The sequence below is a fragment of the Providencia sp. Me31A genome, from assembly GCF_050487165.1.
Taxonomy (GTDB): domain Bacteria; phylum Pseudomonadota; class Gammaproteobacteria; order Enterobacterales; family Enterobacteriaceae; genus Providencia.
Genome location: NZ_JBKQGZ010000003.1, coordinates 187,918 through 213,788, shown reverse-complemented (window position 1 = coordinate 213,788; position 25,871 = coordinate 187,918). Strand labels below are relative to the sequence as shown.

The window sequence follows — 25,871 nt, the reverse complement described above, 5'->3', positions numbered from 1 at the left end:
TCTTAGTTGTATCACATGTACGTGATTATTACACGTAACCGAACCTGTTGTCTCAAGATTTTCTTTTTATCAGAAATAAATAATTGTTGACTAGTTAAATTTACCAGATTTTTTAAAGTATCCAGTATTTTATTGACCTAAAACTAAGATTTTCACTGTGAATTCCATTTACTGTCTAAGAATCGTGATCAATTATGGATCAAGAAGCATATTTTCAGTAGGTTATTAGTACATTAAAAATCTGTTTTATGCACAAAATAAGATTTTTCTCTGTGAGAATGGCCATTATTTTAGCAAACACCTTATTAACAACATTACTTTGGGCTTTAAAAAGGGAACATTATGCGTATTGGTATACCAAGAGAACGACTTGCCAATGAAGCGCGTGTTGCTGCTACACCTTCGACAGTCACTCAACTACTTAAGTTGGGTTTTTCTGTCTGTGTAGAACAAAACGCGGGTCACTTAGCAAGTTTTGATGATGTAGCATTCGAACAAGCAGGTGCTGAGATTGTTGATCGTGATACGGCATTTGCAGCGGATATTGTTTTTAAAGTCAATGCTCCACAGGAAGACGAAATACCTCTGCTCAAAGAGGGGGCTACACTGGTGAGTTTCATTTGGCCGGCTCAGAATGCGGAACTAATGGATGCTTTAAAAGCTCGTAATATCAATGTGATGGCAATGGATGCAGTACCGCGTATCTCGCGTGCTCAGTCTCTCGATGCATTAAGTTCAATGGCAAATATTGCAGGGTATCGAGCGATTGTTGAAGCTGCACATGAATTTGGACGTTTCTTCACCGGGCAAATTACTGCTGCGGGTAAAGTTCCTCCAGCGAAGGTGATGATTATCGGTGCCGGTGTTGCAGGGCTTGCTGCTATTGGTGCAGCAGGAAGTTTAGGTGCTATCGTTCGTGCATTTGATACACGCCCAGAGGTAAAAGAGCAAGTTCAAAGTATGGGCGCTGAATTTCTTGAATTAGACTTTAAGGAAGATGCGGGCAGTGGTGATGGCTATGCGAAAGTGATGTCAGAAGCTTTTATTAAGGCTGAGATGGAACTGTTTGCTGCACAAGCAAAAGACGTTGACATCATTGTGACGACGGCACTTATTCCAGGAAAACCTGCGCCTAAATTGATTACTAAAGAAATGGTTGAATCAATGAAGCCGGGGAGTGTGATTGTCGACTTAGCGGCTCAAACGGGTGGCAACTGCGAATTAACCCAAGCTGATAAATTGGTAGTGACGGATAATGGTGTGAAAATTATTGGTTATACTGATTTACCAAGTCGTTTACCGACACAATCATCACAGTTATACGGGACAAACCTTGTTAATTTGATGAAGTTACTCTGTAAAGAGAAAAATGGTGAAATAGACATTGATTTTGAAGATCTTGTGATCCGTGGTGTTACTGTAATTAAACAAGGCGAAATCACTTGGCCTGCCCCCCCGATTCAGGTATCTGCTCAACCGCAGGCGAAACCGCAAGCGGTGGAAAAAGTTAAAGCTCCTGAGAAAAAGATGTCGCCAATGGTGAAATACGGCTTAATGGCATTGGCCATTATTCTATTTGGCTGGTTTGCAAATTCAGCGCCAAAAGAGTTTCTCTCGCATTTTACCGTATTTGCATTAGCGTGCGTAGTTGGTTATTACGTCGTTTGGAACGTGACTCATGCGTTGCATACCCCATTGATGTCAGTGACTAATGCGATTTCAGGGATCATCGTTGTCGGCGCCTTACTCCAAATTGGTAGTGGTGGTTGGGTAAGCTTCTTATCCTTTATTGCCATATTGATCGCAAGTATCAATATATTCGGTGGGTTTACTGTAACTCAGCGCATGTTAAAAATGTTTCGTAAAGGATAAGGGGTAACTTATGTTGTCGAGTGGAATTGTGACGGCGGCTTATATTGTTGCTGCTATCCTATTTATTTTTAGCCTTGCGGGGCTATCGCGCCATGAAAGTTCTCAACGTGGGAACACCTATGGCATTGTTGGTATGGCGATTGCTCTGATAGCCACTATCCTTGGGCCTCACAGCGCGAATGTTAGCTGGATGATTATTGCGATGGTGATTGGTGCTGTCATTGGTATCCGTTTAGCTAAAAAAGTTGAAATGACTGAGATGCCTGAATTGGTGGCTATTTTACATAGCTTCGTCGGTTTAGCTGCAGTACTAGTGGGTTTCAATAGTTTTATCGCAAGTGAAGGACATATAGATTCGGTAATGGAAAATATCCACCTTACTGAAGTGTTCTTAGGGATCTTTATTGGTGCGGTCACCTTCACGGGTTCAGTCGTCGCTTATGGTAAATTATCAGGCAAAATGTCATCTAAACCGATGATGTTGCCAAACCGCCATAAATTAAATTTAGCTGCGTTAGTGGTTTCATTCATTTTATTAGTCATCTTCGTCAAAACGCAAAGCGTTGGTTTGCAAGTATTCTTGATGTTAGTTATGACCGTTATTGCGCTTGCTTTTGGATGGCACTTAGTGGCTTCTATTGGTGGTGCTGACATGCCAGTTGTTGTTTCTATGCTGAACTCTTATTCAGGTTGGGCAGCGGCAGCGGCAGGCTTTATGTTAAGTAACGACTTGCTTATTGTCACGGGGGCATTAGTGGGGTCTTCAGGGGCAATTCTGTCTTATATTATGTGTAAGGCGATGAATCGTTCATTTATCAGTGTTATTGCTGGCGGATTCGGAACTGATGGTTCTTCAACGGGTTCTGAAGAAGAAATGGGCGAGTACCGTGAAACAACCGCTGAGGAAGTGGCTGAGATGTTGAAAAATTCGACTTCAGTCATTATCACCCCAGGTTATGGTATGGCAGTGGCTCAAGCTCAGTATCCTGTCGCGGATATTACCACCAAATTACGTGAGCGTGGGGTTAAAGTCCGTTTTGGTATTCACCCTGTTGCAGGGCGTTTGCCGGGGCATATGAACGTGTTATTAGCCGAAGCGAAAGTGCCTTATGATATTGTATTGGAGATGGATGAAATTAATGATGATTTCTCTGACACTGATACGGTGCTAGTTATTGGTGCAAACGATACGGTTAACCCAGCGGCACAAGAAGATCCCAATAGCCCAATTGCAGGTATGCCTGTATTGGAGGTTTGGAAAGCCAATAATGTGATCGTATTTAAGCGCTCAATGAACACAGGTTATGCAGGGGTACAAAACCCGCTATTCTTCAAAGAAAATACGCAAATGCTGTTCGGCGATGCTAAAGAAAGCGTTGATGCTATCTTACGTGCGTTGTAATTAGTTAAAAATCGATTAGCAAGGTGGGTCGGCTATATATGACCCACCTTTTTATTTGTATTGAACAAAATAACTTTCAGTCTGGTTATTTTATCAAGCTAATTACTCAGTACAAAACCTTGCACAATTAGTTAAACCCCGAGCAAATGTAAAGACTAATAAGAATGCAAGTGTCGCAATAGCTAACATACTAGACATGAGAACACCACCATTGAAGTGATCCATAATATACCCACCGACTAGGCTACCAATGGTAATTAAAATCAAAAACATAAAGGTAATAAGCGCTGAACCTTTTTCTGTTAACTCAGGGACATGCACATGCATCCACATATTGATTGTGGCAGGAACCATACCTGCTGCAACGCCCCATAACAATACATATATGACACTACTAGACCAACTGAAGTCCATAATCGATAACGCTAAAAAGGCGAAAATTAATAGCAGGGCGCTGATAGCAAAGTTATAGCGAACATTATGTTTACCGACATAACCGGCTAAAATATTACCGATTACGCTGGCAAGGCCAAAAAACAATAACAAAGCGGAGATTTGTCCTTCAAGAAAGCCTGCTGTTTGTTTAAAGAAGACCGTAAAATAGTTGTAGGCAGAAAAATGGGCTAGGAAAATAAGGGTAAAGATAATCAGCCCTTTACGTGCTATCGGATGAGACGGCATAAGCAACAATTCTTTCCATTGCATAGTGGAAGAAGGCTTCAAAGAAGGTAAAGAGAAATATTGCATTAATAAAGCGGCAAAACCGGCGATAACTAATGCAATATAAGGCATTCTCCAGCCATAGTTATCAGACAACCAAGCACCTAGCGGAACACCCACTACAGTCACTAATGTAACCGCAGAAAAGAAAATAGTCACTGATGTTGTAACAGACATATTCTTGGGTGCTAAGCGGACAACTAAGCCTGCAGCGATTCCCCAGAACCCCCCTAAGGCGATACCTAATGCAAACCGGCCTAATAACACTAAGCCAAAATTGGATGCAAAAGCGGTGATGGCATTCGCCAGTATCATCAGGATAACTAAAAATAATAAAACTTGGCGGCGATCAATTGTTTTTGCGTAGATAGGGACGACGAGAGAAGAAAGCATTCCTGCAATAGAGGTAACCGTGACGGTTAAACCCGCAGTTCCAACCGATATTTGGAAATCATGAGCGATATGATTTAGTACACTGATGGCTAGGAACTCACCGGTGACAATAATAAAACAGGCAAAAGTTGCAGACAGTAGTGAAAGCCAGTTACCATTATGCGATGAAAGATTCATTGTTGTTGTCATGTGTTTTCCATGAAAATTGAGTAATTTGCAAAATTTTAATTTTATAGTGACTGCTATAAAATTAATGTGCTATTCTTTATGCAAATCTACATGCTGTCAATTATTATTTTAGTGGTCACTATAAAATTAGTGCGGGACAGTTAGCTGGTTAGCTGCAAAGTGAGAATATGAAACAGATAAAACGTGGGCGTCCGAAAGGGTTTGACCAACAAGATGCCTTAGAAAAGGCGATGTTATTGTTTTGGCAAAATGGTTATGTTGCGACCTCAATTAGTGATTTGACACAAGCACTAGGCATTACTGCGCCGAGCCTTTACTGTGCTTTTGGTGATAAAGCATCGTTATTTAATCAATGTATTGATTATTATTTGGCTAATGAAGCTTGTCCCATTTTGTCTATTGTTAAGCAAGCCAAAACAGCAAAAGTTGCGATTGAATTGTTGATGTATGAAAGTGCAAAAAAGCTTATTCAACCAGGCAAGCCTACGGGGTGCATGCTTATTACCGCCACGATGAATGGTTCTAAGCAAATTGAAGATGTGCAATTAAATGTGCAAGTAAAACGCAAGAGCTACCAAGAAATTCTGTTGTTGCGTATGCAAAAAGGGATTGAAGATGGGGACGTAGCGCCTGATGCTCCCATTGATGCTATTGTTGATTTTTACATAACCATAATAGATGGTTTCACAATACAAGCCTGTGATGGCGTAGAACTTGATAGGCTTAATCAAGTGATTTACAACGCGATGCAAGCTTGGCCGCTGTTTAATGCAGAGCAGCGCTAGAAATAAGTGTGGATACCCCCCTATTCAAAATTGGGGGGTATAAAAGATGATAATTAAAATCAATCATCATCTGCTGCACTGATAGGGCACACAAAGCCATCAGGTTTTATTGCTAATAAGTCACATTTGAGTTTATCAATGACGTGTTCCGCTGTATTTCCTAAAAAGGCAGCAGAAATCCCTGTACGGCCCAAAATACCCAGAACCACGACCCCAGCATGTAATTCCTCACACATATCAGGAATTATTTTTTCAGGGAGTCCTTCACGGACGTGGGTATATTTTTCATCAATACTGAACTTCTGTCGCAGCTCTTTCATTGCAATCAGGTGCTGACCACGTAATGCATTGTTATACAGGCTAGGGTCAAAGTCAGGTAATTCAATGGCAATATTCATTGGCGCAATTGGATACGCACTAACAAGATGAATTTCTTGCTCTTTAATAATACGTGTTGCTAAGTCCTTTGTTTTTTCAACCAGTTTAATATTGAGGTCGTCATGGTAAGATTCCTCATTAGATAAATTAACAGCCACCACGACGGAGCCGTGATCAGGCCAAACTTTATCTTTTACCATCCAAACTGGCGCAGGGCATTTTCGTAGTAAATGCCAATCAAGTGGGGTAAAAATAATCGATTCGAAATTATCGGTTTGATGTGCCATTTTTAATAACAAGTCATGTTCGCCACTGATCACTTCTTGAATAATGGCCTCATAAGGTTTGTTATGCCAAATCACTTTAATTTCGATATCAATGCCTGCTTCAAGATAGAAATGGGCTTGTTGTTTGATCCACGCAGTCTTTTGGCTAATAACGCCTTTACGCATGGCATTACGTTCTTCAGGGGAAAGTAATGTTGTCATGTCGTAAGAAAGGTCATAGATAGGTAAAAACGCTTTTATCCGTCCACCGTTACGCTGCACGATATAGACAGCACGTCTTAATGCAGGCTGATCATCCTGATTTGGGTCAATTGCAACTAGCAGGTTTTTATAGTTAGCCATATTGAAATCCTCTCGATACACGGATATTTCCACATAGATAAACTATGATATTGGCGTTAAATAGGCAAGAAATCTGGGGAAAAAAACGAAAACGGACCACTAAGAATGTGATCCGTTTGGGGAAACTAGCATGTAATAGCTGAAACTTTGCCTGCAATATCAGTAAGTTTAGCCATATCTTCAATAGTGATGTATTTACCTTTGACGCTTAACATACCACTTTTTTGGAAACGACCTAGAAGTCGACTAATAGTCTCAACAGTTAAACCTAGATAGTTACCAATATCACCACGAGTCATGGTTAATCTAAATTCTCTTGGGGAAAAACCACGTTCAGCAAAGCGGTGAGATAAGTTCAGAATAAATGCAGCTAAACGCTCTTCCGCATTTTTCTTTGATAATAAAAGGATCATTTCCTGATCACCTTTAATTTCACCACTCATTAAACGCATAATTTGTTGACGTAAATTAGGCATTTTGCCTGATAAATCATCCAGCGTCTCAAATGGAATCTCACAAACCATTGATGTTTCAAGTGCTTGTGCAAAACTCGGGTGCTGTGTATGGATAATGGCATCAAAACCAACGAGGTCACCAGCTAAATGGAAACCTGTAATTTGCTCATCGCCTTCTTCGGTTATTGTATAGCTTTTTATTGTACCTGAGCGAATAGCGTATAATGAACGCAGTTCATCACCTGCTTTAAATAAGGCTTGGCCTTTTTGAATTGGTTTTTTACGTTCGATTATATTGTCAAGTTGATCCAGTTCATGTTCATTCAGCGTAAAAGGAATGCAAAGCTGACTAATACTGCAGTCCTGGCAATGAATAGCACAACCACCAGACTGGATGCGACGAACAACTCTTTTTTCTGGGATCATATTAAATGCTCAATCAAGTTAAAATTATTGATATGGGTCAATTTTAACATAAGATAATGCGGCTGATAAGTAATATTGTATGACAGAATCGACTTTATAGAGGTAAAGCCAAGCGATGATATGGTTTAAAGTGAGTTCATTTAGATATTCATACTGAATAAAAGCCAATTACCAAAGATAAAATTTGATATAGATTAAATATAATTATCTAAACAGTAAAAAGGTAAATTAGTCCAACTTTAGTATAGATGTGTAAAAAAGCAATAAATGGTAAAACTGCTAGCATTAAATTAACATAAAAATAAATTTATGAATATTAATTTTTCAAATTTACTTCAAAAAGGAAATCATAATGGCACAAATTCAACCGTCTTTACCAGCAATGATGACCGTTGTTGACATTATAGAGCCTGGTGGCGTCGAAAAATTGCAATTAATAAAAAAACCTCTGCCAAGAATTTCTGCAGGTTATTTATTAGTAAAAGTCGAAGCAGCAGGGGTGAACCGCCCAGATATTTTTCAACGAAAAGGGTCTTATCCTCCACCGACAGATGCATCACCTATTATGGGCTTGGAAATTTCAGGAACTGTCGTTGCTAAAGCGGATGACGTAAGTGAATGGCAGCTTGGGGATACCCTTTGTGCTTTAGTCGCTGGAGGAGGGTACGCAGAATATTGTTTAGTGCATAAAGACATCGCGTTACCACTAGGATCACTTTCTTTTATTGAGGGGGCAGCTATTCCTGAGAATTTTTTCACAGTTTGGGCTAATGTCTTTCAAATTGGTAAATTAAAGAAGAATGAATCAGTACTTATTCATGGAGGAACGTCTGGCATTGGCAGTGTCGCGATTATGCTAGCAAAAGCATTTGGTGCAACTGTAGTGACTACGGTGGGTTCTGAAGAAAAAGCTGACGTTGCCAAAAAACTTGGTGCCGATTGCGTCATTAATTATAAAACTGATGATTTTGTTGAAGCGACTTTGAATTATACATTATCACGTGGTGTCGATATGGTTGTAGATATTATTGGTGGCGATTATGTTGCAAAGAATTATCAAGTTGCAGCGAAATTTGGGCGAATTATCCAAATTGGTATGATGAAAGGTAATCCTATTGAGCTAAACATGATGCCATTAATGGTAAAAAGGTTAGTTCACACAGGCTCAACCATGCGCTCTCGTTCCATTGAAGAAAAAGCCTTGATCGCTAAAGAGTTAGAAAATCAAGTTTGGGGTATGTTACAAAAAGGTAAAATTAAACCAATTATTAACAAAAAATATAATTTATCTCAAGTGAAAGATGCACATGAATATATGGAGTCAGGTGACTTGATTGGAAAAATAATCTTATTAAACAGTTAACTATTTTTTATTTGTAAGGCGTTTTTCGGCTAAATTATTCCTTTTAATTAGTAGGGATTAAATCCCTGTCTATAACAAATATTTTACACTATCAAGTCTTTTTACCGTAAATATCTCTTTACAGATAAATAATTTTTGATTTTTTGTGCCTGCCCACAGTTTCGATCGAAATTCAGATTAGTTTGTTAATAATTTAATAGGAATAGATTATATCTATAGACAAGTTGGCTCATTAACGGCTTGTCTATCAATACATAGTACAACAATGATATTTATAAATGGATATCATTAATATATTGATAGTTTTCTAAATACAGTCCGTTATGCACTTTCCAATGACATTAAGTTTGGTGACTTAAATGCAATTGGCACTCGCAAGTGTTAGTTGCTGTTTGAAGGTGTAGTAATAATGAATAATTTTAAAAACTCAAAAATGAATGTGGATGCTTTATTTTTAGGCCCAAAATCAGAAAATGCAGTGTTTTTCAAAGAAATGATGGAATATTCCATCACAGAGCATATGCATTGGCGTTCTGGCTATCATCCTGAAGATCCTGAGCTTATTTCAACTGTTGACCGCTATGCCCCTGAATATCGAGATACGCTATACCGTACAGAGGGTATCCTTAATCAACTTTCCGCCAAACTAAAAACAACCTCGATACCTTGGTTTTCTCCTCGCTATATGGGGCACATGAATGCTGACACGTTGATGATATCTAATCTCGCCTATGTGATGGCGATGATGTACAACCCGAATAACTGCGCACAAGAGTCTTCTCCTACAACAACGGTTTTAGAAATCGAGGCTGGATTAGACCTCTGCTCTATGTTTGGTTATGCCCCCCAACAAGCTTGGGGACACATTACCTCTGGTGGCACTGTTGCTAACTATGAAGGGTTATGGGTGGCGAGAAATATTAAAACGTTACCGTTGGCAATTTCACAACATCCACAAACCAAACATTTATTGAGTGGCAAATCAGAAAAAGAGTTGCTCAATCTACCGGTTTCAGATGTTTTAGATTTAATCGATGAATTAAAGAAACGAGAAGTATTTGAAGAGGTTCGTGATTTAACTTGTCGAGGAATAGGGGCAGAGCAGGGTAAATTGGGGAAACTATTAGTCCCTCAGTCAAAACACTATTCGTGGATGAAAGCGATGGATATTCTTGGCTTAGGCCAACAGAATATTGTTCAACTCCCTGTGGATCATCATTATCGTACTGATGTACACAAGATGCGTGAAACCGTCTTTAGTTTGATTGAAGAGGGTGAACCGATTTTAGCTATCGTTGCGGTTGTAGGAACGACAGAAACTGGTGCAATTGATAATGTCAAAGAGGTTATAGAGTTACGCCGAGAATGTGAACAACGTTTTGGAGTATCGTTTTACGTGCACATAGATGCCGCTTATGCAGGTTATGCTTGTGCTATGTTTCGCGATGAAGAAAACCAATTCATGGAATATGAGGAGCTTATTGGGCGTTATCACGATGAAGGTATTTTCCCAAGGGATGTGGTTTGGCCAAAGCGTGATGTTTATGAAAGCTTTAAAGCGCTGAGTCAAGCGGACTCTATTACAGTTGATCCACATAAGGTTGGATTTATCCCTTATGCCGCGGGTGCTATCTGCATGAAAGATAAGCGTATTGTTGACTTAATCTCTTACCATGCGGCTTATGTTTTTGAAGAAGTCCAGGAAAAGCAACGCAAAACGGATAAAGTACAGAATGTATTACTCGGCTCGTCAATTATGGAAGGGTCAAAAGCAGGAGCAACGGCGGCGGCTGTTTGGGCGGCACATCGTTTGGTGCCTTTAAATCTTTTAGGTTATGGAAAAGTCATTGCAGCGGGGATCACCACTGCAAATTGGATGGTTGAACAAATTAATCAATGTAAGCCATTTATCATGGGGGATCGTGAATTTTCGATCATTGTCATGCCTTCACCTGATTTTCATATGATTAATTTTATGTTTCATGAGTCAGGGAATACATCATTAGAGAAACAAAATCTCTTAAACAAACGCTTATATGAATTGTGTTCATATGCCGCAGGTCGAAGTTATTCAAATGATTTTCTGACCTCTTCAACATCATTAACATATGAAGAATATGGAGATAATCCATTGAATTTATGTCGTTTAGCTCATTTTCCTGATGATGAGTGGCATAACGTTCATTCAATTTATGTATTAAGAGCCGCGATTATGACCCATTGTTTACGGGATAAATCACATTTTGAAAATTACTGGACGGAGCTGAGGAACATCTTTGAAGACAAACTACAACAACTCATTGATGAAGAAAACAAACTAAATCATTCCAATAATAAAATTAGTATTTAATTGACTTGTTAGGATCTCAATATGAAAAATCGCACGCTTGGAAGTGTTTTTATTGTTGCAGGTACTACGATTGGTGCGGGGATGTTGGCGATGCCAATCGCTGCTGCAGGTAATGGGTTTATGGTCAGTTTGTCCATGTTATTAATACTTTGGGCTTTGATGTGTTACACAGCGTTATTGTTAGTCGAAGTTTATCAACACGAGTCTCATGAAACAGGGATAGGTAGCGTTGCTCAGCGCTATTTAGGTTCAAGTGGTAAATTTATCACAGGTTTTAGCATGATGTTTCTGATGTATGCATTGACAGCCGCTTATGTCAGTGGTGCAGGAGAAATTATTACTTCTAACTTAAAAAGCAGTTTCGCGATAGAAATGGCTGATTGGATGGGGATAGTGGTATTTACGGTAATTGGTGGTGGGATAGTGTGTTTTGGAACGTCATCAGTTGATTTTATTAACCGCATCTTATTCACAGCAAAAATTGTTTTCTTAGTGATCATTTTGGCTTTGATGATACCTCATGTGGAGCAACAAAACTTACTGGCTGCGCCGACTGAAAAAGTATTGATTTTATCTGCGATACCTGTGTTTTTTACCTCATTTGGCTTCCATGGTAGTGTTCCAAGCATCGTTAAGTACATGGGGGGGGATGTAAAAAAATTACGCATTATTTTCGTTATTGGTAGTGCTATTCCATTAATTGCTTATATCTTATGGCAAATAGCCACGTTAGGAAGCATTGGTACTACAACTTTCGTAGGCATTCTGGCAGAAAATGCCGGTTTAAATGGGTTGTTAGATGCAATTAAAGATGTTGCTCAGTCAGGAAGAACCGAATTAGTTGCTCAAATGTTTATGAGTCTTGCGTTAGCCACATCATTTCTTGGGGTGGCGTTAGGGTTATTTGACTTCTTAGCTGATTTGTTTAAGCGCCAAGATAATGCAGTAGGGCGTTTACAAACTGGTTTACTTACATTTGGCCCGCCATTAGTCTTTGCTCTTTTTTATCCTAAAGGGTTTGTGATGGCCTTAGGGTATGCCGCGATAGCGCTGTCAATTTTAGCCCTTTTATTACCCAGTGCGATGGCTTTTAAATCCAGAGCCTTAAACCCGCAGAAGTATCAAGTATTGGGAGGGGCATTAGGTTTATCTATCGTATTTATTTGCGGTATTATTGTCATTGGTGTTCAGTTAGGTATTGTTTTTAAAATATTACCTAACATCGGTTAATCACTCGTCATATTACAAGCCAGCCATAATACACATGGCTGGTTTTATCACATCCATAATTCTTACAAGATTAACCTTTTACCGCATTTTTTAGTGCAGATGGACTGTTATTTTAGGTATAATTTATATAAGAATGATTATCATTAGCACTTTATGCATAAAAACAGATATATCTAAAGCTGGCATTTTTCGTAAAACTGACTATTATATTAGATATATCGGTATTGATGGCTAATAACCACTGGGGTTTTTAATGACAACTGAACAACAGCCAGACTCCTGTTTATGTAATGGCAAAAGTTTACGTCGAATGTTTAACCCAAAACAGCTGCGAATTTATATTCTGCATTTACTGATTGGGGGAATAAATTACGGCTATGAACTAATAAAAAAAATAGGCGAGGAAACGGCGGGTTTTTATTGCCCTAGCCCTGGGGTGATATACCCTACTTTAACATTGTTAGAAGAATTAGGTTTTATTACCGCAGGTAAAGATAATGGGAAAGGGCGCAAATGTTATGCTATTACGCCAGAAGGTCGGTGTTTTTTATTGAAAAAAGCCGACATATTAGCTGAAGTTCAACTAAAATTAAATTACGCCCAAGAGCTTAAAGCAGGGAATCAATTTGCGAATGAAATTGAGTATGCTGTAGAAAAATTTAAGTCACTGTTAAGACATAAGATTGTTTTACAGCAGTTAACTAAAGAAGAATCTAAACAGGTCGTAGAGATCATTAATCGAGCAGTAGAAAGAATAGAGCAAGTGAACGCAGCACTAGTGGTAGAAGGAACATCAAATGGCTAAAACTAATGAGATTATGCAAGCAAAAGAGCAATCATTTATGAACGAAACGAGTAAAGCACCGAAAGACAAAACATCAGCATCTGCTGAAAGTGAGCCTATGGCAAGTTCAAAGAAAGACGAAAAGTTTAAAGAGGTGGTTTGCCCAAATGTTCCAACGTCTTACTTTAAGCGAGCTAAAAAACAAAAAATAAAATATTAAGGTAGGTGGTTTACAAAATTTTTATTCATAAAAAGACGATGAGGTGAAACGTATTTTCATTCTTAAATGAAGTGTATAAAAATAGGTACCTTACTTGTTTGTTTTATTAATTTTTCGAAGTTATATAATTATTTTGTAAGCTTTGCCTATTATCGGGTATTTGATATAGCGGTTTATCTCAATAAAATATCCCCTGATAATAAAATTTAATCGTGGTAATAGCTATTAACTGAGAAGGTGTGATAATCCAGAAAATAGTTATACAGGTTCAGTAAGGCCTCGATAAATGAATAATCCACTTTTGCCATGAAATTTAGTCCATAATCGCTAGTAGCTAAAGAGCCGGCACTCTGACATTTAAGGCAATATTAATATAGTTAAAAATAAATCACCTACTGACTCTAGTTGTAATACAGATAGAACAGCCTAACCATGTTTGGGGTAATCCCTTCAATATGGTTAGGCTGTATTTTAACTATTTTATTCAAGGAGCTTGTGTATTTGAGCTATTTCCTCAATCCATTGCTGTTGTAATAGTGGTTTTTGATGACTAAGTTTACGTTTTTGGTCTGCTTGTAATTTTTCCTCCAACACTAACAATTTCTCTAACAGTTCATCTACATGAGTCTCTTTACTGTGAGAAACATCAAGTTCTACGCTTGAATCAATAGCAGGGCGGCTATCAACGAATGGTTTTTGGGATTGTTGCTCAATTTTTTGATAAATATCATCAATATTGAGGTACTCTTCCAACCGATTATCATTAATAAACCAAAAACGCTGGCAACTATTTTCAATTAGCCACCGATCGTGACTGACAACAAGTAGGGCTCCAGAGAACTGGCGAATTTGCTCACTTAATGCTTCTTTACCCTCAAGGTCAAGGTGGTTTGTGGGTTCATCAAGCAACAGCAATTCATATTGAGCCAAACTTAAACCAATAAACAGTAACCTTGCGCGCTCACCACCACTGAGTGTTGCCACCTTTTGCTGATGGCGAGTATAGACAAAACCTGCACCAATTAACGCCATCTTGCGTTGTTCATCGGTTAAAGGCGCAAAATGACGCAATGCATCCAATAGACTATCGTTATCATTCAACTGTTCTAATTGCTGGTCATAATAGCCAGTACGAATTATTGGATGAAACTTGACGTGCGGGCTATAGCGCAAATCTTGTTGATAATACCGCCATAGCAGACGTAATAACGTTGATTTTCCACAACCGTTTGCCCCCATTATTGCGATGCGGTCACCACTTTTGACTTGATGAAATGCAGTGGTAAATAAAGGCATATCATCAGGAGTGGTTACGAAAGTATTTTCTAACTCTAATACTCGGTCTGCAGGGATCGCATTGCCATTTAGAGCAAGTGTCCAGTGATAGCCTTCCGAAAGCTCTGTTTGAGCATCTTTCAAACGGTCAATGTGCTTTTCCATTTGCTTGGCTTTACGAGAAAGTGCTTCGTTATCATAAACATGCCCCCAAATAGCTAAGCGTTTGGCACTTGATGCAATACGGTTTATCTCTTTTTGTTCAGCTTGGTTTCGACGCTCATCGGTGATGTCTTTTTCACTTAAAGCAAGACGTGCTGCGCTGCATGGTAAGCGATAAAAATGCAATGATTTGTCGCGCAAGATCCACGTGCAATTGCTGACCTTATCTAATAACGATTGGTCATGGGACACCAACACAAAGCTACCTTTCCATGATTGTAGAAAATCACTTAGCCAGATCAAAGTAGGTAAGTCTAAATGGTTACTGGGTTCATCCAATAGCAGTAAGTCAGGTTGCTCAATTAAAGCGCGTCCCAACAGCAAACGAGTATGTTGCCCACCGCTAATTGCATTGGCTTTCTGTTCCCATTGCTGGGGAGTAAAACCTAATTCCGACAATAAAACCTCTGCCCGCCAGCGTTCAGTGGCCTTATCTTGTTCTGGCAATTTTTGTACTATTGCATCAATCAGCGTCATACCGGTAATTTCTTCCGGTAAATGCTGTTCGATATAGGCAGTAACACACTGATTAGAATAGGTAATACTGCCACTATTTGGCGATAACTGTTTTGTTATCAACTTCAATAATGTACTTTTTCCGCTGCCATTGTGGCCAATTAAACCGATGCGGTCACCTTGTTGAAGGGTAAACGAAATATCGCTTAATAAGGATGAGGTTGATATGTCGTAACTTAGGGATTTTACTGTTAATAATGTGCTCATAGCTTACTCAAATTTTAGGCATAAAAATGCCAGGGTTTAGTCGTTGCGACAACCCAGTAAGCTGAGGAAGATTTCTTTGGTGGCTTCGCTCAGGCAGGGTTATCGCAGTATAAAACTGTGAAAGCCTGAGCAGTGGCGATTACCAAAGAAGTGTGAATATTCAATAAGATCACACAACAACATAATTTAGCCTCCTTATTTTTAGTTGAGTTACACCATGACGACATAATAGCAAATAAAACCTGTGGGTAGCAATGTCCACAAATGTGGTGTAATGATGATTCATACTATAAATAGAACTTATATTGGTGGCTGTAAGATGAATAAAATTTCTGAAAATTTGGAATCTGTCGAGTAATGCATAAAATTACGTTTCAAATAACAAGAGAGTCGCTAATGAACGTAGAAATAAAACCCGCAACACAACAAGATGCCGCTTTGATCTTAAAAATGATCATTGAGTTGGCCGATTATGAAAAAGCCCGCCACGAAGTGAAAGCCACTGTTTCAGATGTCGAGAATTCTTTATTTGCAGTAGATTCAAAGACTGAAGCGCTAATTTGTTACGTTGATAACAAGCCCGCAGGTTACGCTGTTTTTTTTACTAGCTATTCAACTTGGTTAGGAAATAATGGTATTTATTTAGAAGATTTATATGTATCACCTGATTTTCGTGGCGTAGGGGCAGGGAAAAAATTGTTAAAATACATTGCTGTATTAGCAGCAGAAAGGAAATGTAAGCGACTTGAATGGAGCGTTTTAGATTGGAACCAACCTGCTATTGATTTTTATAAAAGTATTGGTGCACAGCCACAAGATGAATGGGTTCGTTATCGAATGGATGAAAAAACAATTGCAGAATTTGTAAGTTAATTTTATTCAAAAATAAAGAGCCGCTGATTTAAGATTAATTAGAGGTTCTATAATAGAAGCCAGTTTATTATCCGCTGGCTTTATTTTTTGGATAAAATATAATTCACCAATGTCATTTTTTATATTTTTCTGGTTTATTCTATATTTTGTGATGTAAGGCGACCATAATTAATGTGAATGCTGATAAAATACCATTAAATTATATAGATAGATAATTTAAAAACGAGACGGAATTAGTTTATAAAAACTAAAAGATAGTATCATTTTTTATAGTTTTAACTGTATTTATTTCATATATAAACAGTTGTATAGGTTTATTAATTTCACCGGGTTAATAATCAAATAATTGTTATTCATTATTTTCTTATTTAATAGAAAAGGGATGGTATGAAAATAAATAAGCAGAAAGTATCGTTGTATCTCATATTAATTATCCTTATTGCTGCGGGAGGCTATTATTACTGGAGTATAAATTCTGGGGGATTACCCGTTGGGTTTGCACAAAGTAATGGCCGGATCGAAGCGACGGAGATTGATATTGCGACGAAAACTGCGGGTAGAATTGAAACTATCAACGTAAAAGAAGGGGATTTTGTTAAAGAGGGGCAAGAACTTGCTCGTATGGATACCCGTGCTCTGCAAGAACAACTTCATGAAGTACAAGCACAGTTGAGTCAAGCGATTAGCGCCGTTGCAACAGCAGAGTCCGCTTTAGCACAGCGTAAAAGTGAAAAGCTAGCTGCACAAGCCGTTGTTCGTCAACGGGAAGCGGAGTTAGATGCGGCACAAAAACGCCTCAACCGGTCACGAGCGTTAGTGAGAACTAACGCGGTTTCGCAACAGCAAGTGGATGATGATACTGCCCAAATGCAAGGTGCAAGGGCGGCGTTAGAAGCGTCAAAAGCGCAAGTAGCGGCTTCTACGTCAGCGATTGACTCTGCGAAAGCGGGGATTGTTCAAGCGAAAAGTCGCGTAGAGGCTGCAACAGCGACAGAACGCCGTATTATTGCCGATTTAGATGATAGCATTCTCAAAGCACCAAGAAATGGACGTATTCAATACCGTGTTGCCGAGCCGGGAGAAGTATTAGGCTCCGGTGGGCGAGTACTGAATATGGTAGATTTAAGTGATGTTTATATGACGTTTTTCTTGCCAACGGAAGATGCAGGTAAGGTGGCGTTAGGGAGTGAAGTCCATATTATTCTTGATGCTGCTCCGAATATTGTTATTCCAGCGAAAACCACGTTTGTTGCCAGTGTCGCGCAATTCACTCCAAAGACAGTGGAAACACAAAATGAACGATTAAAACTGATGTTTCGTGTTAGAGCGCGTATCTCCCCTGAATTACTCGAAAAACACCTTGAATATGTTAAAACGGGGTTACCTGGTAAAGCCTATGTGCAATTAGATGCGAAAGCGCCATGGCCGGCAGAACTTGAGGTGAAATTACCACAATGACCAATAAATTGATGGATGATGTGATTATTGATTTACAGCATGTCAGCCAGCATTATGGTGATAATTGTGCATTGGATGACATTGTGCTGTCTATTCCGGCTCGAAAAATGGTGGGTTTAATTGGCCCTGATGGTGTCGGTAAATCGAGTCTAATCTCATTAATTGCAGGTGCAAGAGCCATCCAACAGGGGCAGGTCACGGTACTTGATGGTGACATGAGTGACGCCTTTCACCGTAGAGCCGTGTGCCCACGAATTGCCTATATGCCTCAAGGTCTTGGAAAAAATCTCTACCATACATTGTCGGTATATGAAAATGTGGACTTCTTTGGTCGACTATTTGGCCAATCGAAAGCCGAGCGTGAGTATCGTATCCAAGATTTACTTGAAAGTACGGGGTTAGCTCCTTTTAAAGATAGGCCTGCGGGCAAGCTATCTGGTGGTATGAAACAAAAGCTAGGCCTATGCTGTGCGCTGATCCATGACCCAGACTTATTAATTCTAGATGAACCTACAACGGGTGTAGACCCATTATCGCGCGCGCAATTTTGGGATCTTATTGACCGAATCCGTTTACGCCAAACGAATATGAGTGTGTTAGTGGCTACCGCATATATGGAAGAAGCGGAGCGTTTTGATTGGTTAGTCGCGATGGATGATGGCAAGGTGCTCGCCACAGGTCATGCATCAGAATTAAAACAACAAACCCACTGCGATGATCTGGAAGCGGCGTTTATCGAATTACTACCAGAAGAAAAACGCAGTGGGCACAAAAAAGTGGTTATTCCGCCACGTGATAAATCAAAAGACGATGTTATTGCTATTGAAGCGCAAGACTTGACCATGCGTTTTGGTGATTTCGTTGCCGTTGACCACGTTAATTTTAAGATCCCTAAAGGGGAGATTTTTGGGTTTCTAGGTTCTAATGGTTGTGGAAAGTCTACCACCATGAAGATGCTGACGGGGCTACTTCAAGCCAGTGAAGGGCAAGCATGGTTATTTGGTCAAGAAATTGACCCTAAAGACATCGAAACCCGCAAGCGTGTAGGTTATATGTCGCAAGCTTTCTCCCTCTATAGTGAGCTAAGTGTTGAGCAAAACCTTGAGTTGCATGCAAAACTCTTTCATATTCCAGAAGAAAAAATAGCGCAGCGTATTGATGATATGTGCCAGCGCTTTGAACTTGAGGAAGTTAGGGATACCATGCCTGATGACTTGCCTCTCGGTATTCGCCAGCGCTTATCACTCGCTGTTGCAGTGATCCACGAACCAGAGATGCTCATATTGGATGAACCGACCTCGGGGGTCGACCCCGTAGCAAGGGACATGTTCTGGAATTTAATGGTGGATTTATCACGACGTGACGGCGTCACAATCTTTATATCAACTCACTTTATGAATGAGGCCGATCGTTGCGACCGCATTTCATTGATGCATGCAGGTAAGGTGCTTGACTGTGACACGCCTGCAAACTTAACTAAAAAACGCGGGTTGGCAACTTTAGAAGAAACCTTTATTGCTTATTTACAAGATGCAGTGGGAGACGCAGATTCAGGACAAGAAACGGCACCTGAATTTCATGTTAACCCTGAATTAAAAGAGCAAGCGACAGAAGCGCTTAAAAAACGTTTTAGTTTCCGCCGGTTATTTAGCTATTCCATTCGTGAAGGGATGGAACTGCGCCGTGACCCAGTGCGTTCAACGTTGGCCTTGTTGGGGACGGTGATCCTAATGTTTATCATGGGTTATGGTATCAGTATGGATGTTGAAAACTTACGGTTCGCAGTACTCGATCGTGACCAAACTGGGCTTAGCCAAGGCTATACATTGAACCTCGCAGGCTCACGTTATTTTATCGAACAACCACCAATTAAGGATTATGGCGACTTAGAAGAGAGAATGCGCAGCGGCGCTGTGACTGTCGCAATAGAGATCCCACCCAATTTTGCTCGAGATGTCGCACGGGGCCATAACGTAAAAATAGGTGTGTGGATTGATGGTGCAATGCCAAACCGTGCTGAAACGGTACGTGGCTATGTTCAAGCGATGCATCTTGCTTGGCTGAGCACAATGGCTGCTCGACAACCTATTGGTGTGGCAGGGCTTCCTGTTGTGGATATTGAAACTCGCTATCGATATAACCCCGATGTTCGTAGCCTACCAGCGATAGTGCCCGCGGTGATCCCATTACTATTGATGATGATCCCAGCCATGTTGAGTGCACTAAGCGTAGTACGTGAAAAAGAGTTGGGTTCGATTATCAACCTTTATGTCACCCCGATCACCAAATTAGAGTTTTTACTTGGTAAACAGTTGCCTTATATTTTATTAGGCATGTTTAACTTTGTGCTACTTTGCATTCTCTCAGTGTATATATTTGGCGTGGAATTTAAAGGAAGTTTCGTCACATTGACGCTAGCTGCCTTCTTATATGTCAGTATTGCAACGGGAATGGGGCTATTGATTTCTTGTTTTATGAAAAGCCAAATTGCAGCGATTTTCGGTACCTCAATTATCACCTTGATCCCTGCGACCCAATTTTCAGGAATGATTGACCCTGTATCATCATTAGAAGGAATGGGACGATGGGTAGGGATGGTTTATCCAACATCACACTTTCTAACCATCACTCGGGGGACCTTTTCAAAAGGATTAGACTTATTTGACCTACAAGCCTCATTTATCCCGTTATTAATTACTGTACCACTGATTATCGGGCTCAGCGTACTGTTCCTGAAGAAACAGGAGGCATAGTAATGATGCGGAAAATACAAAATATTTTTAATCTAGGAATTAAAGAATTACGTAGCTTAGGGCGTGATAAAGCCATGCTAGCGTTAATCGTGTTTGCTTTTACTGTTTCAATTTATTCATCAGCAACCGTTACGCCGGGCTCATTGCATAATGCACCGATTGCGATAGCTGACCAAGATAAATCCCAGTTATCTAATCGAATCATTAATAGTTTCTATGCACCGTACTTTTTACCGCCAGCTGACATTACACCTGACCAAATTGATGGCCTACTTAATCGTGGGTCGTATACTTTTGCCTTGGATATTCCCCCTAATTTTCAACGGGATGTCCTTGCTGGGCGTCATCCCGAAATTCAAGTCAACATTGATGCGACACGGATGAGCCAAGCATTTTTAGGTAATAGCTATATTCAAAATATTACACTGGGTGAGGTCAATGAGTTTTTAGCGAAGTACCGAAGCAATGCAAGCTTACCTGTGGATTTAGAGGTGAGGATGCGCTTTAACCCTAACCTAACACAATCGTGGTTTGGGTCAGTGATGGCAATAATCAATAATATCACTATGTTATCTATTGTATTAACAGGTGCTGCACTAATCCGCGAGCGAGAGCATGGTACTGTAGAGCACTTGATGGTGATGCCATTGACCCCTTTTGAAATCATGATGTCAAAAATATGGTCAATGGGGCTGGTGGTATTGATTGCATCAGGTGTTTCATTGATATTAGTGGTCAAAACATTGTTACAAGTTCCAATCGAAGGCTCAATATTATTATTTATGGGGGGAGTCGCGTTGAGTTTATTTGCGACAACATCGATTGGTATTTTTATGGGGACAATTGCGCGGTCAATGCCCCAATTCGGCTTGTTAATGATCTTGGTATTACTGCCTTTAAATATGCTTTCAGGTGGGATGACCGCGCGAGAAAGTATGCCTCAGTTAGTGCAGGATATTATGCAGACTATGCCTACGACGCACTTTGTTAGCCTTGCTCAGGCGATTTTATATCGAGGCGCCGGTTTCCAAATTGTTTGGCCGCAATTTGCCGTGTTAATCGTAATAGGCGGGGTATTTTTCACGTTAGCGCTTATTCGTTTCCGTAAAACCATTGCCACTATGGCATAACTTATCAACCTCCTAAAACAGTCTCTATAAATAAAACGCTTGCTGAATGAGGCAGTAAGCGTTTTAATGTTTTACCTATTAATTTTAAACAATGATTAGATTGTACCTATCAAATCGATAGTACGTACTGATTGGATTAAGTCGCTAAAAAACAGTAACTTAATAGGCAACCAAACAGGAGAACATCATATGTCATTAATTAATACTCAAATCAAACCATTTACTAACCAAGCGTTTAAAGACGGTCAATTTATCGAAGTTTCTGAGAAAGATGTTGCGGGCAAATGGAGTGTATTTTTCTTTTACCCAGCTGACTTTACGTTTGTTTGTCCAACTGAGTTAGGTGACCTTGCTGATCACTACGAAGAATTCCAAAAATTAGGCGTTGAAATTTTCTCTGTCTCTACAGACACACACTTTACCCATAAAGCATGGCACGCAAGCTCAGACACCATCGGTAAAATCAAATATGCGATGATCGGTGACCCAACAGGTGCATTAACACGTAACTTCGAAAACATGCGTGAAAACGAAGGGTTAGCAGATCGCGGTACTTTCGTTGTTGACCCACAAGGTATCATCCAAGCGATTGAAATCACAGCTGAAGGTATTGGTCGTGATGCATCAGACTTACTGCGTAAAGTTAAAGCAGCGCAATATGTTGCTAGCCACCCAGGTGAAGTTTGCCCAGCAAAATGGAAAGAAGGTGACGCAACACTGTCTCCATCTTTAGATTTAGTTGGCAAAATCTAATTAATCTAGCGTTTGATTAACGTAAGAGCATTCAAGTTGTAGGTGTTTAGGCCTACAACTTGGATCATGACGGGTATATGTACCCGATTTTATGATAAAAATTAAAGGGGATTACATGCTCGACAATAATTTACAGGCACAGTTGAAAGCCTACTTAGAACGTTTAACTAAACCCGTAGAACTCGTTGCTAATATAGATGACAGCCAAAAATCAAAAGAAATTAAACAGCTGTTAGAACAAATTGCGTCGTTATCAGATAAAGTCACTGTGCGTGAAGAGCATAATAGTACATTAAGAACCCCATCTTTCTTAATTACTAACCCAGGTACAGACAGTGGTTTGCGTTTCGCAGGCTCGCCTCTGGGACATGAATTTACTTCTCTTGTGTTGGCATTGTTGCAAATCGGTGGGCATCCATCGAAAGAAGCACAAGAGTTATTAGATCAAGTTAAAAGCCTTGAAGGTGAATTTAACTTTGAGACTTACTATTCGTTATCTTGTCATAACTGCCCAGATGTCGTTCAGGCACTGAACTTGATGGCAGTTTTAAACCCAAATATTAGTCATACAGCCATTGATGGTGCACTTTTCCAAAATGAAATTGATGAACGTAATGTTATGGGCGTTCCCGCAGTTTTTCTAAATGGAAAAGAGTTTGGTCAAGGGCGAATGACGTTAAGCGAAATCGTGAGTAAGGTAGATACCAACGCAGATGCACGAGCCGCTAAGTCTCTGACAGAACGTGAACCTTTCGAGGTTTTAGTTATCGGTAGTGGTCCAGCAGGTGCTTCAGCCGCTATTTATACGGCTCGTAAAGGGATACGTACCGGTATGATTGGTGAGCGCTTTGGTGGTCAAGTTATGGATACCGTTGATATTGAAAACTATATTTCAGTGATCAAAACCGAAGGGGCAATATTTGCGGGAGCGTTAAAAAATCACGTTGATGATTATAGCGTTGATGTTATTGATGGCCAATCAGTGACTAAACTGATTCCGGCTGAAGAAATTGGTGGCTTACATCACATAGAAACGGCATCAGGCGGCGTGATGAAATCACGTAGTATTATCATCACAACAGGGGCTCGCTGGAGAAATATGGGCGTACCGGGTGAGCAAGAATATCGCACCAAAGGCGTTACATTCTGTCCACATTGTGATGGCCCACTATTTAAAGGCAAACGCGTCGCTGTAATCGGTGGTGGTAATTCAGGTATTGAAGCAGCTATCGACTTAGCGGGGGTTGTTGACCACGTAACGGTGCTGGAGTTTGCACCTGAACTAAAAGCAGATTCAGTATTACAACAAAAAGCACGCAGTTTAAAAAATGTTGATATTATTTTGAATGCTCAAACCTTAGAAGTGAAAGGTGATGGCAGCAAAATGACAGGCCTTGAGTATAAAGACCGTACTGATGATAGTGTGCATTTGTTAGAAGTCGCTGGGGCATTCGTACAAATTGGTTTATTGCCTAATACTAATTGGTTAGGTGATACCGTTGCCAGAAACCGTATGGGTGAAATCGAGATTGATGCACGCAACGAAACCAGTGTTAAAGGTATTTTTGCCGCGGGTGACTGTACAACAGTACCATACAAGCAAATTATCATTTCAGCCGGAGAAGGTGCCAAAGCCGCACTTAGCGCCTTTGATTACTTAATCCGCACAAGTACCAGAACCGCTGAATAGGTGTAATTTACTTTATATTCAGTGAGTTGTAGTCAAAAGGCACTCGGGGGCGAGTGCCTTTTTTTGTGTAAAACAGCGATATTTCCGGTTTGCTGACCGGCAAGCGTACACCGGCGTACAAGCCTATTGGCTCGATTTGAACTATGGCCAACAAAAGAAAACCAACCTTAAACGCAAGCAAAAAACCAAAAAAGAGAAGTCGAGCAAAAAAGAGGGCGATTACATCGAGGGTGCCGAGGGTAACGTTTTTGTGATGCGGCAAACCTTTAAAAACGAGCAATCCGCTAAACGTGCCGCCGCGGCCAAGTGGTCAAAATTACAAAGAGGCGTAGCAGAATTTAATATCACCTTGGCTGAGGGGCGCGCAGACCTATACCCTGAAATGCCCGTGACCGTGACAGGCTTTAAACCGACCATTGATAGTCACCAGTGGGTGATTAGCCGTGTTGTTCATCAAATCGATGATCACGGCTTTATCACAAGTTTGGAGTTAGAAATAAGGATCAAAGATGTTGGTATTGATGAAATTTAACATTACTCATCTTTTGTTTTTTTTGTGGAGGAAATAAGATTTATATCTTTATTTTCTATATAAATGCAGAAAAAATTATCGTTTGTAATAGGTGGTTTATTTAGTGAACGAAAATGTATATCTGAAATAGTAAACTGATCATTTTTTCTTTCACATAATAGAGAGTAATTTAAGGATTGAAAAGCATTAAATACTGTTCCATTATAGATTTCATTTTTAATTGGTATAGGGTTTTTGGGTGAATACCATTTGTTAACGTTTAGTTTTGTCTCATTAATAAAATGCATTGAATTAAATGACCTGTACGCAATTATATCTACTATATTGGTAAACATAAAGAGTAGGGTTAGATAACCAGAAATAAAACTTAGCCTAACATAAGTGTTCTCTTTTGATATTATGTATAGAATAACATTTGGTAAAAAGCACAAAAATAAATATAGCTTAATGAAATCAAAGAAGTAATTGTTGTTGTATTTGTTTTCAATTACGTTTGGGCTAATAAAAAAAACCATCCCAAAAGCAGTAATTACTATCATCATTGAAATTATAAATAACATGATAACTCTATCTTCATTGCACTTGGTAATAATGCGGTTATTGCCTTGAAATATTAATGATATAACTAACATTAAAAACAAAACTGATATAAAAGAAATAATAACTGAAGCTTGAGTCCTTCCAGTCTCAAAAAAATAGATGAGAACAATTGATGCTAGTGGTGATATTAATAATATAAAATAACGTGTTTTTATTTTTTTTATCATTCGCAAAGTGTATTTTAAATTAATCGCTAAAATAAAAAAAGAAATCAGCATGGATATAATAATTTGAACTAAAATTCCGGTGGTTCCATTGTTAATATCTAGTGTAATTGAAGAGTACACTAACAATGGTGCAGATAGAGATGCGACTAAGAAATTAATCCTCTTAACAAAATAAACATTTTTCTTTTTTCCTTTTATGTTTACCTTATTTATTGGTTTTTGGATTAAGCCATAAAGTAAAGTGGGTAAAATATAAACAATTATAAAAACTAAAAACAAAAATGAAGAAACAAATAAAAGATAAGGAAATAAATAAGTTTCATTCAAAAGGAAAGGGAAGAAATTTTCGGCATTTAATATTTTTAAATAAGTAAATAATAAATATGGTGAAATAAAAATAAATAAGGAAGTAAGTGGTACAATAATCGCTATAACGCTCCATATAGATTGTTTTTGCTCCATGATAAAACCTTTTAATTGATTTTTGTTATGAATAGAT

At 39.3% G+C, this 25,871-nt stretch carries 19 protein-coding genes and 1 pseudogene; 15 read left to right on the top strand and 5 right to left on the bottom strand.

Features of this window, described 5'->3' with window-relative positions:
- Positions 1 to 342 precede the first annotated feature (342 nt).
- Both pntA and pntB read left to right on the top strand, forming a co-directional pair.
- Complete coding sequence (gene pntA, locus ACLPIE_RS03745) at positions 343 to 1,872, top strand: Re/Si-specific NAD(P)(+) transhydrogenase subunit alpha (RefSeq protein ID WP_430259785.1); 1,530 nt, start codon at positions 343 to 345, stop codon at positions 1,870 to 1,872.
- A 13-nt stretch (positions 1,873 to 1,885) separates the two neighbouring features.
- Complete coding sequence (gene pntB / locus ACLPIE_RS03740) at positions 1,886 to 3,274, top strand: Re/Si-specific NAD(P)(+) transhydrogenase subunit beta (RefSeq protein ID WP_430259882.1); 1,389 nt, start codon at positions 1,886 to 1,888, stop codon at positions 3,272 to 3,274.
- A 102-nt stretch (positions 3,275 to 3,376) separates the two neighbouring features.
- Here pntB and ACLPIE_RS03735 read toward each other — a convergent pair whose 3' ends face one another.
- Positions 3,377 to 4,576, bottom strand: coding sequence for an MFS transporter (locus tag ACLPIE_RS03735; protein WP_430259783.1), 1,200 nt, complete (start codon positions 4,574 to 4,576; stop codon positions 3,377 to 3,379).
- Positions 4,577 to 4,743: 167 nt separating this feature from the next.
- Here ACLPIE_RS03735 and ACLPIE_RS03730 point away from each other — a divergent pair, with 167 nt between their 5' ends.
- Complete coding sequence (locus ACLPIE_RS03730) at positions 4,744 to 5,361, top strand: TetR/AcrR family transcriptional regulator (protein ID WP_430259781.1); 618 nt, start codon at positions 4,744 to 4,746, stop codon at positions 5,359 to 5,361.
- Positions 5,362 to 5,420: 59 nt separating this feature from the next.
- Here the strand turns inward: ACLPIE_RS03730 and uspE are convergent, their stop codons facing one another.
- Together uspE and ACLPIE_RS03720 are read right to left on the bottom strand one after the other, a co-directional pair.
- Positions 5,421 to 6,368: a universal stress protein UspE gene (gene uspE, locus ACLPIE_RS03725; protein WP_430259779.1), complete on the bottom strand. Its 948-nt coding sequence runs from the start codon at positions 6,366 to 6,368 to the stop codon at positions 5,421 to 5,423.
- A 125-nt stretch (positions 6,369 to 6,493) separates the two neighbouring features.
- Positions 6,494 to 7,249 carry an FNR family transcription factor gene (locus ACLPIE_RS03720; RefSeq protein WP_004254821.1) on the bottom strand — a complete coding sequence of 252 codons (756 nt, stop codon included), beginning with the start codon at positions 7,247 to 7,249 and terminating at the stop codon, positions 6,494 to 6,496.
- Between the two features lie 352 nt (positions 7,250 to 7,601).
- On the opposite strand from ACLPIE_RS03720, the gene ACLPIE_RS03715 reads away from it, so the two are divergent.
- From ACLPIE_RS03715 to ACLPIE_RS03695, 5 genes are all read left to right on the top strand, one after another.
- Positions 7,602 to 8,612, top strand: coding sequence for an NAD(P)H-quinone oxidoreductase (locus ACLPIE_RS03715; RefSeq protein WP_430259777.1), 1,011 nt, complete (start codon positions 7,602 to 7,604; stop codon positions 8,610 to 8,612).
- Positions 8,613 to 9,021: 409 nt separating this feature from the next.
- Entirely contained in the window at positions 9,022 to 10,962 is a 1,941-nt protein-coding gene (locus ACLPIE_RS03710; protein WP_430259775.1) for a pyridoxal phosphate-dependent decarboxylase family protein, read from the top strand.
- Positions 10,963 to 11,043: 81 nt separating this feature from the next.
- Positions 11,044 to 12,192 (top strand): tyrosine transporter TyrP, encoded by a 1,149-nt coding sequence (gene tyrP / locus ACLPIE_RS03705; RefSeq protein ID WP_430259773.1) that lies wholly within the window; start codon positions 11,044 to 11,046, stop codon positions 12,190 to 12,192.
- A 253-nt stretch (positions 12,193 to 12,445) separates the two neighbouring features.
- Positions 12,446 to 12,997: a PadR family transcriptional regulator gene (locus tag ACLPIE_RS03700; RefSeq protein ID WP_430259771.1), complete on the top strand. Its 552-nt coding sequence runs from the start codon at positions 12,446 to 12,448 to the stop codon at positions 12,995 to 12,997.
- On the top strand, positions 12,990 to 13,196 hold the full coding sequence (locus ACLPIE_RS03695) for a DEAD/DEAH box helicase (protein ID WP_430259769.1): 207 nt from the start codon (positions 12,990 to 12,992) through the stop codon (positions 13,194 to 13,196). Before ACLPIE_RS03700 ends, ACLPIE_RS03695 begins: the two co-directional genes overlap by 8 nt.
- A 480-nt stretch (positions 13,197 to 13,676) precedes the next feature.
- On the opposite strand, the gene ACLPIE_RS03690 is transcribed toward ACLPIE_RS03695, so the two are convergent.
- The gene (locus tag ACLPIE_RS03690) at positions 13,677 to 15,416 is read right to left on the bottom strand and encodes an ABC-F family ATP-binding cassette domain-containing protein (RefSeq protein WP_430259767.1); all 1,740 of its coding nucleotides are present in this window, start codon (positions 15,414 to 15,416) and stop codon (positions 13,677 to 13,679) included.
- Positions 15,417 to 15,812: 396 nt separating this feature from the next.
- Here ACLPIE_RS03690 and ACLPIE_RS03685 point away from each other — a divergent pair, with 396 nt between their 5' ends.
- From ACLPIE_RS03685 to ACLPIE_RS03655, 7 genes and pseudogenes are all read left to right on the top strand, one after another.
- The gene (locus ACLPIE_RS03685) at positions 15,813 to 16,289 is read left to right on the top strand and encodes a GNAT family N-acetyltransferase (protein ID WP_430259765.1); all 477 of its coding nucleotides are present in this window, start codon (positions 15,813 to 15,815) and stop codon (positions 16,287 to 16,289) included.
- A gap of 387 nt (positions 16,290 to 16,676) precedes the next feature.
- The gene (locus ACLPIE_RS03680) at positions 16,677 to 17,747 is read left to right on the top strand and encodes an HlyD family secretion protein (protein WP_430259763.1); all 1,071 of its coding nucleotides are present in this window, start codon (positions 16,677 to 16,679) and stop codon (positions 17,745 to 17,747) included.
- Entirely contained in the window at positions 17,744 to 20,500 is a 2,757-nt protein-coding gene (rbbA, locus tag ACLPIE_RS03675) for a ribosome-associated ATPase/putative transporter RbbA (protein WP_430259761.1), read from the top strand. The genes ACLPIE_RS03680 and rbbA overlap by 4 nt, the downstream gene beginning before the upstream one ends.
- Before the next feature lie 5 nt (positions 20,501 to 20,505).
- A complete protein-coding gene (locus tag ACLPIE_RS03670; protein WP_430259880.1) occupies positions 20,506 to 21,630 on the top strand; it encodes an ABC transporter permease in 1,125 nt (374 codons plus the stop codon).
- A gap of 189 nt (positions 21,631 to 21,819) precedes the next feature.
- Positions 21,820 to 22,383, top strand: a complete 564-nt coding sequence (gene ahpC / locus ACLPIE_RS03665; RefSeq protein ID WP_430259759.1) for an alkyl hydroperoxide reductase subunit C — start codon at positions 21,820 to 21,822, stop codon at positions 22,381 to 22,383.
- A 115-nt stretch (positions 22,384 to 22,498) separates the two neighbouring features.
- Entirely contained in the window at positions 22,499 to 24,073 is a 1,575-nt protein-coding gene (gene ahpF / locus ACLPIE_RS03660) for an alkyl hydroperoxide reductase subunit F (protein WP_430259757.1), read from the top strand.
- A gap of 82 nt (positions 24,074 to 24,155) precedes the next feature.
- Positions 24,156 to 24,605 (top strand): annotated as a pseudogene (locus ACLPIE_RS03655) (contractile injection system protein, VgrG/Pvc8 family); the annotation flags it as partial.
- 2 nt (positions 24,606 to 24,607) lie between these two features.
- On the opposite strand, the gene ACLPIE_RS03650 reads toward ACLPIE_RS03655, so the two are convergent.
- Positions 24,608 to 25,834, bottom strand: a complete 1,227-nt coding sequence (locus tag ACLPIE_RS03650) for a hypothetical protein (RefSeq protein ID WP_430259755.1) — start codon at positions 25,832 to 25,834, stop codon at positions 24,608 to 24,610.
- Between the last annotated feature and the right edge of the window lie 37 nt (positions 25,835 to 25,871).

Bases quoted from the DNA above. Each gene is read 5' to 3' on its own strand.
- pntA (WP_430259785.1), top strand. From the start codon at position 343: ATGCGTATTGGTATACCAAGAGAACGACTTGCCAATGAAGCGCGTGTT.
- ACLPIE_RS03735 (WP_430259783.1), bottom strand. From the start codon at position 4,576: ATGACAACAACAATGAATCTTTCATCGCATAATGGTAACTGGCTTTCA.
- ACLPIE_RS03730 (WP_430259781.1), top strand. From the start codon at position 4,744: ATGAAACAGATAAAACGTGGGCGTCCGAAAGGGTTTGACCAACAAGAT.
- uspE (WP_430259779.1), bottom strand. From the start codon at position 6,368: ATGGCTAACTATAAAAACCTGCTAGTTGCAATTGACCCAAATCAGGAT.
- ACLPIE_RS03720 (WP_004254821.1), bottom strand. From the start codon at position 7,249: ATGATCCCAGAAAAAAGAGTTGTTCGTCGCATCCAGTCTGGTGGTTGT.
- ACLPIE_RS03715 (WP_430259777.1), top strand. From the start codon at position 7,602: ATGGCACAAATTCAACCGTCTTTACCAGCAATGATGACCGTTGTTGAC.
- ACLPIE_RS03710 (WP_430259775.1), top strand. From the start codon at position 9,022: ATGAATAATTTTAAAAACTCAAAAATGAATGTGGATGCTTTATTTTTA.
- tyrP (WP_430259773.1), top strand. From the start codon at position 11,044: ATGTTGGCGATGCCAATCGCTGCTGCAGGTAATGGGTTTATGGTCAGT.
- ACLPIE_RS03700 (WP_430259771.1), top strand. From the start codon at position 12,446: ATGACAACTGAACAACAGCCAGACTCCTGTTTATGTAATGGCAAAAGT.
- ACLPIE_RS03695 (WP_430259769.1), top strand. From the start codon at position 12,990: ATGGCTAAAACTAATGAGATTATGCAAGCAAAAGAGCAATCATTTATG.
- ACLPIE_RS03690 (WP_430259767.1), bottom strand. From the start codon at position 15,416: ATGAGCACATTATTAACAGTAAAATCCCTAAGTTACGACATATCAACC.
- ACLPIE_RS03685 (WP_430259765.1), top strand. From the start codon at position 15,813: ATGAACGTAGAAATAAAACCCGCAACACAACAAGATGCCGCTTTGATC.
- ACLPIE_RS03680 (WP_430259763.1), top strand. From the start codon at position 16,677: ATGAAAATAAATAAGCAGAAAGTATCGTTGTATCTCATATTAATTATC.
- rbbA (WP_430259761.1), top strand. From the start codon at position 17,744: ATGACCAATAAATTGATGGATGATGTGATTATTGATTTACAGCATGTC.
- ACLPIE_RS03670 (WP_430259880.1), top strand. From the start codon at position 20,506: ATGCGGAAAATACAAAATATTTTTAATCTAGGAATTAAAGAATTACGT.
- ahpC (WP_430259759.1), top strand. From the start codon at position 21,820: ATGTCATTAATTAATACTCAAATCAAACCATTTACTAACCAAGCGTTT.
- ahpF (WP_430259757.1), top strand. From the start codon at position 22,499: ATGCTCGACAATAATTTACAGGCACAGTTGAAAGCCTACTTAGAACGT.
- ACLPIE_RS03650 (WP_430259755.1), bottom strand. From the start codon at position 25,834: ATGGAGCAAAAACAATCTATATGGAGCGTTATAGCGATTATTGTACCA.